The sequence below is a fragment of the uncultured Algibacter sp. genome, from assembly GCF_905480415.1.
Lineage (GTDB): Bacteria > Bacteroidota > Bacteroidia > Flavobacteriales > Flavobacteriaceae > Algibacter_B.
The window spans coordinates 1-10,708 of record NZ_CAJQQI010000118.1 but is presented as its reverse complement, the minus strand read 5'-3'; the positions used below and the strand labels follow the sequence as shown (position 1 = coordinate 10,708).

The following is a 10,708-nucleotide window of genomic DNA, read 5'->3' as shown; positions in this document are numbered from 1 at the left end:
AAAGGACTTGGAGTTGAGGCATCATCTGGAGCTTTGGCAGTAAATACAGGTGAGTTTACAGGGCGTTCTCCTATGGATAGGTTTATTGTTAAAGATGATATTACAAAAGACCGTGTTTGGTGGGGTGATATTAATATTGCTTTTGAGCCTGAAAAATTTGATAAATTATATGATAAGGTTGTAGACTATTTATCTGAAAAAGAGCTTTTTGTTAGAGATAGTTATGCCTGTGCTGATAAAGATTATAAACTAAATATTCGTATTATTAATGAATATCCGTGGAGTAATCAGTTCGCTTTTAATATGTTTTTACGCCCTACTGAAGACGAATTAAAAAACTTTAACCCGGAATGGACGGTTGTGAATGCTCCTGGTTTTATGGCAGACCCTGAGGTAGATGGAACACGTCAACACAATTTTGCGATTCTAAATTTTACTAAAAAAATAGCGTTAATTGGCGGAACGGGTTATACAGGCGAAATTAAAAAAGGTATTTTTTCTGCCTTAAATTTTATATTACCGGTATTTAAAAACACTTTACCAATGCACTGCAGTGCTAATATTGGTTCTGGCGGTGATACTGCTATTTTCTTTGGTTTATCAGGAACTGGAAAAACAACATTATCAACAGACCCAAATAGAAGTTTAATAGGGGATGATGAGCACGGTTGGACTAACGAAAACACTGTTTTTAATTTTGAAGGGGGTTGTTATGCAAAAGTGATAAATCTTTCTAGAGACAATGAGCCTGAAATTTATGATGCCATTAAAAAAGGAGCGATTCTTGAAAATGTAATTTTAAATGATAATGGCGATGTTGATTTTGAAAATACATCTATTACCCAAAATACAAGAGTTAGCTACCCAATTGACCATATTGAAAATATACAAATACCATCTATAGGTAAAAACCCGAAAAACATATTCTTTTTAACTGCCGATGCTTTTGGAGTTATTCCTCCAATTTCAAAGTTGACTCCAAGTCAAGCAGCATATCATTTTATATCTGGTTATACCGCAAAAGTAGCAGGAACTGAAGCTGGAGTTAAAGAACCTCAACCATCATTTTCGGCATGTTTTGGTGCGCCTTTTATGCCTTTGCACCCTGCTAAATATGCAGAAATGCTAAGTAAAAAGATGACTGATGCAGGTGTGAATGTTTGGTTAGTGAATACAGGTTGGACAGGTGGCCCTTATGGTGTTGGAACCCGAATGAAATTAAAGTATACGCGTGCTATGATTAATGCGGTCTTAAATGGCGATTTAGGCTTGTATAATTATGACGATTACCATATACACTCGGTATTTGGTGTAGCTCAACCAAGAAGTTGTCCAGGTGTACCAACAAGCGTATTAAGTCCCAGAGCTACTTGGAATGACGATGAAGCTTATTACACAACAGCCTTTAAATTAACCAATGCGTTTCGTGAAAACTTTAAAAAATTTGAAATGCATTGTACCGAAGAGATTAGACGTGGTGGTCCGCAACGTTATACATTTTAAGTATAAGAAAAGGGGATGATTTTTAAAAATTATCCCCTTTTTTTATGTAACTAAATAAAAGTCTATTTTCCTTTATTAGCTTTTTCAATATATTTTTGTAAAGCCATTGTCATTGAAGGTGTTTCAGGAGTTGGTGCAGAAATATCTACGCGTAATCCTTTTTCTTCAACAGCTTTAATAGTTGTATTTCCAAATACGGCTATACGGGTTTCGTTTTGTTGAAAATCTGGAAAGTTTTGAAATAATGATTCAATCCCAGAAGGACTAAAAAACACTAATACATCATAGGACACATTAGCCAGATCAGATAAATCGCTAACTACAGTTTTAAAAAATGTTGCTTGTTTCCAGTCTACACCTAACGTATTAAGTATTTCAGGAACTGCAGGTTTTACCTTATCAGTATTTGGTAATAAGAACTTTTCATCCTTATATTTTTTAATTAAAGGCGATAATTCAGCAAACGTACGTTTGCCAACATAAATCTTACGTTTTCTATACACCACGTATTTTTGAAGATAATAAGCTACAGCTTCAGACTGACAGAAATACTTCATAGCATCTGGAACCTTAAAACGCATTTCTTCTGCAATTCTAAAAAAATGATCAACAGCATTTCTACTTGTTAAAATAATAGCTGTGTAATTATTTAAATCAATTTTTTGATGCCTAATTTCTTTAGCCGACACACCTTCTACGTGAATGAAAGGTCTGAAATCTATTTTTACGCGTTGCTTTTCTTGTAAATCGAAGTAAGGCGAGTTCTCTATTTTAGGTTCTGGTTGAGATACTAAAATGGTTTTCACTTTCATAAGCGCAAGTAGTTTTTCTTTATTCTGCAATAAACACCTTATACAAAATGATATAGGGAGCGATTTCGAGAGCGCAAAGATACAAAATAAAATAAAATAAGTTATCTTTTATTGCGCTATTATGGGTTTTAAATGAACTTATTAAACCTATAATATTTACAACTAAGAATAAACAAATAATGCCATAAATTATAGGCATTGTTGGTTGAAAAGAATAGAGTAATAGTGCGTTAACAGGCAATAATAAAATGCCTAAATAATTTTTAAAACTTATTTTCTGAAAAAGATATTGGTCAATAAGTTTATCAATTTCAAAAAGGCTACCTATTAAGCGCTCAATAAGCACTTTTATTAAAATAAAAACACCAATACTAAACGTTAATTTAAACATGGTATTGCTTGAAAGACTTTGGCTTTCAGTAATGTGTTTGTAAACAATAAAACAGAAAACGGAAACTGATAAAATTAAGTTAGTGAATAATAAAGCATCAAACTTATCGAAGAATTTCTGATCTCTCGCATAAATTTTTAGGTATTTGTCGTTTGCTAAAACCAAAATAAAATCATCAAACCGTTTTGGAGATGTTAATTTTGCAATAGCTACAATAATTAAGCCTATAACTAATAGGACGGTAAATAACTCGTTTGAAACTATGTGACGAAACATGCCCCAAAATTATTATAAATTTTAAGATAAGGGTGTATTATTAAGAAAAATTTAAAATAAATAAACGCTTATTAATGTACATTTGCTAAATCAAAAAAGAGGGTTTCAATAAAAAAGAAGTATGTTAAATACTGTTGTAATTATTCCAACATATAACGAGATTGAAAATATCGAAGCTATAATAAAAGCGGTATTTTCTCAATCAACGGCCATTCATATTCTTGTTGTGGATGATAATTCGCCGGATTTAACCGCTTTAAAAGTTAAGGAACTTCAAAACGTATTTCCTGATAAATTATTTTTAGAGGTCAGAAAAGAAAAATATGGCTTAGGGACAGCGTATATTCATGGGTTTAAATGGTGTTTAAAAAAGGGCTATAATTATATTTTTGAAATGGATGCCGATTTTTCTCATGATCCAAAAGATGTTATAAAACTTTATAATGCGTGCCATAAAGAAGGTGCCGATATGGCTATTGGATCTAGGTATGCAACTGGTGTTAATGTGGTTAATTGGCCAATGAGTAGGGTGTTGATGTCTTATTTGGCTTCAAAATATGTGCGACTTATAACGGGTATGAAAATTCATGACACTACCGCAGGTTATGTATGTTATAAAAGACATGTTTTAAAAGCTATTGATTTAGATGCTGTAAAGTTTATAGGCTATGCGTTTCAAATTGAAATGAAGTTTAAAGTTTATTTAAAAAAGTTTAAAATTGTTGAAGTCCCAGTTATTTTTACTGACAGAACGCGAGGTGAATCTAAATTAAGTTCAGGAATTATTTCTGAAGCCATTTTTGGAGTTATTTCTATGAAGTTGAAAAGTTTATTTAAGAAACGAAAACAATGAAAAAGAAAACCACACTTATAAAAAACGCTAAAATAGTTAATGAAGGCACTATTTTTAATGGAGATATATTAATTGAAGGCGAATGTATAAAACAAGTAGGGGAGTCAATTAGTCCAAAATCTGCTGATGTACTAGTTATTGATGCGGAAGGAAAATATCTTTTACCAGGAGTTATAGATGATCAAGTACATTTTAGAGAACCTGGATTAACACATAAAGGTGATATTGAAACCGAATCTAGAGCTGCTATTGCTGGAGGTATAACATCTTTTATAGAAATGCCAAATACCAACCCGCAAACTACTACTATTGAAAAACTAGAAGAAAAATTTGAAATAGCAGCACATACATCATCTGCAAACTATTCGTTTATGTTTGGTGGTACTAATGATAATTTAGATGAAATTTTAAAACTGGATGTTAATCAGGTTGCAGGATTAAAATTATTTTTAGGGTCTTCAACAGGAAATATGTTGGTCGATGATCCAAAAGTTTTAGAGAAGATATTTAAAAGCACCAATATGGTTATTTCGGTGCATTGTGAAGATGAAGCTACAATAAAGAAAAATTTAAAGAAGCATATTGACGAATTTGGGGATGATATTCCTATAAAACAGCATCCTATAATAAGAAGTGAAGAGGCTTGTTATTTGTCATCATCTCAAGCTATTGCATTAGCAAAAAAAACAGGAGCGAGGTTGCATGTGTTTCACCTTTCTACAGGAAAAGAAACGAATTTATTCACTAATAAAATCCCTCTAGCAGAAAAGAAAATAACGGCTGAGGTATGTATACATCACTTATGGTTTTCTGATGAGGATTACGATAAGAAAGGTACGCTCATAAAGTGGAATCCAGCTGTAAAAACTAAAGAAGATAGAGATCAATTATGGGAGGCTTTATTAGATGATAGAATAGATGTTATAGCTACAGATCACGCTCCACATACTATTGATGAAAAGAAAAACGTTTATACAAGTGCTCCTTCAGGAGGGCCTTTAGTGCAACATGCCTTACCTGCTATGTTAGAAATGTATCATAAAGAAAAAATATCTTTAGAGAAGATAGTTGAAAAAATGTGTCATAATCCTGCTATTCTATTTCAAGTTGAAAGGCGAGGTTATATTAAAGAAGGGTATTTTGCTGATTTAGTATTGGTAGATTTAAACAATCCTTGGACCGTTACTAAAGATAATATTTTATATAAATGTGGATGGTCTCCATTTGAAGGCGCAACTTTTAAATCTAGAATTACACATACTTTTTTAAATGGTAATTTAGCATATCATAATGCTATGTTTAGCAAAATAAAATCTGCCAAACGATTAACTTTTAATAGATGATTTTAAAACGACTTGTTTTATTTGTTGGAATAATATTTACTGTAATAGCATGTAATAATTTAAGAGGTCCAGAAAAACCAAAGAATCTAATTTCTAAGGATAAAATGGTGGATATTTTAATTGATTCTAAACTTATTACATCTGCCAGTGCAAGAAACAAAATTGTTATGAGAGATAGTGGGCTTAATGTCAATACTTACGTTCTCGAAAAGCACAAAATAGATAGCTTGCAATTCGCTTTAAGCAATAATTATTATGCATTTCATGTTGAAGATTATGAAGATATTTACACAAAATTAGCTGATAGTTTAGAGGAACTTAAAGCAAAATTAAAAGAAAAGGAAGCTTTAGAGTGGAAAGCACAAACTAAAAGGGAAGAAGATTCTTTAGAGCTCGTTTTAAAAGAAAAAGTACGCCTTAAATCACTGACTAATAAAGATTCATTAGGAACCTTAATAAAAAGGGATTCTATGAAAATTAAAGATTTGCGTTTAGAACAAAGTATAGAAGAAATTGAAGATTTAATTGAGCCTATTTCCGATTTAGGAAATGAGCTCCAATAGAGGTAATAGTTTTATCAATAGCTTTGAATTTATAATTTAAAGCTGTTTTTATTTTATCATTATTGTACTGTGTTTCTGTGCTTATAGACTTGGCTACTTGCTTTGTTAGTTGCCTTCTTTTACCTGTAATTTTATAGTTCAACCAATCTAATTTCCAAGCTATACTTAAAAGACTAATGCTAGCTAGCTTTTTTGGAGGTTTTGAATGAACTGCAATGGCTAAAGCTTGAAGAAAATCTTTGTACGTCCAATTTTCAGCAACCAGAACATACCGTTGGTTTATTATACTACTATGCATTAATTTAATCATAATTGAAATCACATCATCAACAGAAATCAAGCCCAGTGATCCAGATGGGTAATATTTTAAACCTTTTTGTGCTTTTTCAAATAAACTTCCTGTACCATAACGCCAAATTCCTGCGCCTAAAATAACACCAGGATTTACAATAACGGCGTCAAGTCCTTCTTGAGTGCCTCTCCAAACTTCCATTTCAGCACCGTATTTAGTTATGGCGTAAACACTATTGTCATCTTCGGGATTCCACTCGGTTTCTTCAGAAATAAACTCAGTATTTATAGTACTGCTTAGAGTTGCAATGGAGCTCACATAACAAAGTTTTTCAATGTTGTTTGAGATACAAAGGTTTACAATATTAGCTGTACCCTCAATATTCGTTTTTCGTAAAAGTTGGTATTTATCTGGTTCAAAAGAAACAAAAGCAGCAGAATGATACACTTTCGTAACACCAATAAACGCTTCAGAAAGTGCAGGGACATCTAAAAGGTCAGCTTGTATCCATTCAATCGCATTAAATAACGTGTTGTAATCTTCAGTATAAGAAGAAAACACACGTTTAGTATTAGCAATTTTACGCTCGTTTCTATAAATGGCTTTTACTTTTTCATTATCAGAAACAAGTCTGTAAAGTAAATGCGCTCCAACCAATCCTGTCCCTCCTGTTACTAAAATCATGCAACTAAATTAAAGAATTATTCAGAATCTATGAGTAATTATACCTGTATTTTTATCTTTGCATAGTTTTGAAAAAATTTAATAAGCATGATAAAGAATTTTGTTGAAGAATTAACTTGGAGAGGCATGATACATACGGTTATGCCAGGAGCTGAAGAACATTTAATGAAAAGCATGCGAAGTGCTTACGTAGGATTTGATCCTACAGCAGATTCTTTACATATTGGTAACTTGGTTCCTATTATGCTTTTAGCGCATTATCAGCGTTGCGGTCATAGGCCCGTAGCTTTAGTTGGTGGTGCAACAGGAATGATCGGTGACCCTTCTGGGAAATCTAACGAGCGTAATTTGTTAGATGAAAAAACACTTCGACATAATCAAGACGCTATAAAAGGGCAGTTAGCTCATTTTTTAGATTTTGAAAGTAATGAAGCTAATGCAGCAGAACTCGTGAATAATTACGACTGGATGAAGGACTTTTCGTTTCTTGAATTTATTCGTGATGTTGGTAAACATATTACTGTAAACTACATGATGGCTAAGGATTCTGTTAAAAATAGAATTTCATCTGATTCATCAGAAGGCATGAGTTTTACAGAATTTACATATCAAATGGTGCAGGGTTACGATTTTCTTCATCTGTATAAAGAAAACGATTGTTCCATTCAAATGGGAGGAAGCGACCAATGGGGAAATATTACGACAGGAACTGAATTAATTAGAAGGATTGCTGGCGGAAAAGGTTTTGCGATAACATGTCCATTAATTACAAAATCTGATGGTTCGAAGTTTGGTAAATCTGAAGGCGGAAACATTTGGTTGGATGCTAACAGAACATCACCATATAAATTCTATCAATACTGGTTAAATTCAAGTGATGAAGATGCAGAAAAGTATATCAAGATTTTTACTTTTTTAAATGAAGAAGATATTAATGCTTTAATATCGGAGCATAAAGAAGCACCGCATTTAAGGGTGTTACAAAAGCGTCTAGCGGAGGAAATCACAATTATGGTGCATTCTAAGGATGATTTAAATAATGCTATAATAGCGAGTAATATTCTATTTGGAAAATCTACAAGTGAAGATTTAAAAGCTTTGGATGAAAAAACGTTTTTAGATGTTTTTGATGGTGTGCCGCAAACTCAAATAGCAAAATCTGAAATTGAGAATGGGTTAGATATAATTGCTGCATTAGCTGAAAAAGGCGGCTTTTTAAAATCAAACGGAGAAGCTAGACGAGCGCTCAAAGAAAACTCTATTTCTGTAAATAAAGAAAAAGTTGCAGTCGATTATAGCATCACTTCAAAAGATCTTATCAATAATAAGTTTGTTTTATTACAAAGAGGTAAAAAGAATTACTTTGTATTACAAATTGTTTAAAATTAGTAAAGCCTGAGGTTTCACTCAGGCTTTACATTTAACTAACCAACTAAAAATTAATTTTTCTTTATTCTTAGCTGATGATGTAGTCGTATTTATTTTCAATTACTTACTAAAATTTATCATTATTCTTTAATTTTTTTATCAGGGCAGTTTTATAATAAGTCTAAAAACGAACAAGACCCAATAGTTTACAGCACCATAAGATTGCATCCACGAATATCAGAATTATCAAAACGGCCAATCACTTCAAAAGAACCATCATGATGTGTTCTACCTAAATCTTGGGTTGCAATAAAGGAACAAGAATTCACATTGGCCAAATCGATAATATTTAGACCACCAGTTTTTCCTGGTTCTTGAATGGTTAATGCGTCTTCAGTATCACGAGTTAAAACGGTCATCCAAGGTGGGCAATTAAAAACACCGTTGCCTTTAGAGTAGGCTTGACTCAAAAGCTCGGTCATACCATATTCGCTATGTATATGCTTAACACCGAATCCTTTTTGTAAAGTATCATGCAGCTCTGTTCTAATCAGCTCTTTTCGCCTACCTTTCATACCACCGGTTTCCATCACTATGGTGTTTTTTAAGTTGAACTGATAAGTTTCAACTAAATCTAATAAAGCAAAAGAAACACCTATAAGTAATACTTTTTTACCTTCGGAATCTAATGTTGTTAATGTCTCTTGCAATTCCGAAAGGTTATTCAAATAAAAACCACTTTCTCGATGCTTAGATGTTTTAATCATGCTGTCTACCATATAGATTAAAGAAGATCCCTCACGTTCTAAATAAGAAGGTAACAAGCCTAAAATGGCATAATCTTCAATAGCTCCATAAACTTGTTCAAACCCCTTCGTAAAACTTTGTTGGTAAATATTTAAATCGGTAACATGGTGCTTACTGGTTTCGCTTCCTGTAGAACCAGAACTTGTAAAAGTTGCTTCAATTTTATTGTCAGAACTTAATACGTCTCGCGTTTTAAAAAACTGAATTGGTATAAAAGGAATGTCTTTTAAAGTGTTTACCTCACTCGGGTGTTTGTATAGCAAATCGCAAAATGACCTATAAACCCTATTGTTTTCAAATTGATATTTGAAAATGTTTAGAGCTAAATCTTCAAATTCAGTTTTATTTTTTATGTTAAAAATGGAATGTGTGTCTATCATGCTTTAATACCTAAGCAAAAGTATAGAAAATAAAAAAGCGTTGCTAGAAGCAACGCTTTAAATATAAAAATTGAAGTAATTTATTGAATCACTAATTTTTTAGTAGTTACTGCATTACCTTGTTGTGCTTTTAAAATATAAATACCCGTTTTTAATTGAGATACATTTAACCTATTATTAATAACATCGCTATTAATAACTTGCTTTCCTATAATATCAAAAACAGAAACACTCATAGCAGCCCTGTTTTTACTAGAAACATTTACATAACCTAAATTAGTTGGGTTAGGGTACATTGCAAAGTCTTCAATTTGGTTTTCTTTGGTTCCTAAAGTTTCTCCAAAAGTTTGAGATACTATTAAATTATCAACTAAAATAGTTTCATCTCCAGATGAATTTGATTGACGTAAACCGAATGATACTATTGAATCTCCTGGATCAGCTCTATCTTCACCCATTATTGAAGTATCTCCTTCAGCCGAAGCGTCCACCCAAAGTTGAGATATATTAAGTGCTTGGTCAAATTTAACTACTACTCTATATGTTGTTCCAAACGTCAAATCAGTAGCCCATGTAGCATCCGCCGTACTTTCATCTGAAGCAATACCAACAGAAAAATCTCCACCACCAGTAGGAGCGACTATATCAACACGAGCAGCGAAATTAAAAGCAGCATCCTTAAAATGTGCGAAGTATTCAAAATCAGTTCCAGTAATTGGAGCAGCAGCATTTACAGTGATATCTATACCAAAATAGATGACACCTGACACAGGGCTAAATGGCAAATTTGCATCTTCAGAAGATCCTACTGTATTAACAAGTGCTTGTCCAGATGAGACCAATAGATCACCAGCAGTTCCACTATGGTTTGCCCAAGCTCCATTACCAACCAAACTTCCGTCTGCATATGCAAAATCTTCAGTTGCTAATATTTGCCCAAAAGTAAAGCCAGATATTAAAATTGTAAAAAGTAAAATGTAAAGTTTTTTCATAATATGAGATTAATTAATTATTAAGCCCATAATTTATGAATAATTAATGAATAATTAAAATTGATTAAAACAAAAACCCATAAAGAGTTGTTAAATCGGATTAAAAACCATTTTACAAAAAAAAAGCGTTACCATTTCTGGTAACGCTTTTTAAGCATATTAATTTTTTTATCTATTTTATTACAAGTTTTCTTGATTCGCTGATGTTATTTTCGGTAATTCTTAAAATATATACGCCTTTTCTTAAATTAGAAATATTTAATTCTTTACCGGATAAAACGGTAGTAAAAACGCGCTTTCCTAATACATCAAAAACTTCAATATTTTTAATTAAACTTAGTTTAGATGCAATGTTTATAAAGGTTCTTTGATTATTGACAGGGTTTGGGTAAATAGATAACCCTTCAATATTTGTCTGTGTAGAGGGATTTATAACATGGTTTT

Annotated in this window: 11 protein-coding genes; 5 read left to right on the top strand and 6 right to left on the bottom strand. The window is 32.2% G+C overall.

The window, feature by feature from the left end:
• On the top strand, positions 1 to 1,503 hold a 1,503-nt coding region (pckA, locus tag QZ260_RS08325; protein WP_295984977.1), incomplete at its 5' end, for a phosphoenolpyruvate carboxykinase (ATP).
• A 62-nt stretch (positions 1,504 to 1,565) separates the two neighbouring features.
• Here pckA and QZ260_RS08320 read toward each other — a convergent pair.
• Positions 1,566 to 2,315 carry a uroporphyrinogen-III synthase gene (locus QZ260_RS08320; protein ID WP_295984975.1) on the bottom strand — a complete coding sequence of 250 codons (750 nt, stop codon included), beginning with the start codon at positions 2,313 to 2,315 and terminating at the stop codon, positions 1,566 to 1,568.
• 19 nt (positions 2,316 to 2,334) lie between these two features.
• A complete protein-coding gene (locus QZ260_RS08315; RefSeq protein ID WP_295984973.1) occupies positions 2,335 to 2,982 on the bottom strand; it encodes a DUF4271 domain-containing protein in 648 nt (215 codons plus the stop codon).
• A 121-nt stretch (positions 2,983 to 3,103) separates the two neighbouring features.
• Here QZ260_RS08315 and QZ260_RS08310 point away from each other — a divergent pair, with 121 nt between their 5' ends.
• The 3 genes from QZ260_RS08310 to QZ260_RS08300 are packed head-to-tail and all read left to right on the top strand — an operon-like array spanning position 3,104 to position 5,741.
• A complete protein-coding gene (locus tag QZ260_RS08310; protein ID WP_295984971.1) occupies positions 3,104 to 3,835 on the top strand; it encodes a polyprenol monophosphomannose synthase in 732 nt (243 codons plus the stop codon).
• Positions 3,832 to 5,178: a dihydroorotase gene (locus QZ260_RS08305; RefSeq protein ID WP_295984969.1), complete on the top strand. Its 1,347-nt coding sequence runs from the start codon at positions 3,832 to 3,834 to the stop codon at positions 5,176 to 5,178. Before QZ260_RS08310 ends, QZ260_RS08305 begins: the two co-directional genes overlap by 4 nt.
• Complete coding sequence (locus QZ260_RS08300; protein WP_295984967.1) at positions 5,175 to 5,741, top strand: DUF4296 domain-containing protein; 567 nt, start codon at positions 5,175 to 5,177, stop codon at positions 5,739 to 5,741. Before QZ260_RS08305 ends, QZ260_RS08300 begins: the two co-directional genes overlap by 4 nt.
• On the opposite strand, the gene QZ260_RS08295 is transcribed toward QZ260_RS08300, so the two are convergent.
• Positions 5,710 to 6,717: an NAD-dependent epimerase/dehydratase family protein gene (locus tag QZ260_RS08295; protein WP_295984966.1), complete on the bottom strand. Its 1,008-nt coding sequence runs from the start codon at positions 6,715 to 6,717 to the stop codon at positions 5,710 to 5,712. The genes QZ260_RS08300 and QZ260_RS08295 overlap by 32 nt on opposite strands.
• Before the next feature lie 87 nt (positions 6,718 to 6,804).
• On the opposite strand from QZ260_RS08295, the gene tyrS reads away from it, so the two are divergent.
• Positions 6,805 to 8,100 (top strand): tyrosine--tRNA ligase, encoded by a 1,296-nt coding sequence (tyrS, locus tag QZ260_RS08290; protein ID WP_295984963.1) that lies wholly within the window; start codon positions 6,805 to 6,807, stop codon positions 8,098 to 8,100.
• 191 nt (positions 8,101 to 8,291) lie between these two features.
• On the opposite strand, the gene QZ260_RS08285 is transcribed toward tyrS, so the two are convergent.
• The 3 genes from QZ260_RS08285 to QZ260_RS08275 all read right to left on the bottom strand — a co-directional run.
• Positions 8,292 to 9,272 (bottom strand): acyl transferase, encoded by a 981-nt coding sequence (locus QZ260_RS08285; protein WP_295984961.1) that lies wholly within the window; start codon positions 9,270 to 9,272, stop codon positions 8,292 to 8,294.
• Positions 9,273 to 9,352: 80 nt separating this feature from the next.
• Positions 9,353 to 10,264 carry a T9SS type A sorting domain-containing protein gene (locus QZ260_RS08280; RefSeq protein ID WP_295984959.1) on the bottom strand — a complete coding sequence of 304 codons (912 nt, stop codon included), beginning with the start codon at positions 10,262 to 10,264 and terminating at the stop codon, positions 9,353 to 9,355.
• Between the two features lie 172 nt (positions 10,265 to 10,436).
• A partial coding sequence (locus QZ260_RS08275) for a T9SS type A sorting domain-containing protein (protein WP_365969411.1) occupies positions 10,437 to 10,708 on the bottom strand: 272 nt, incomplete at its 5' end.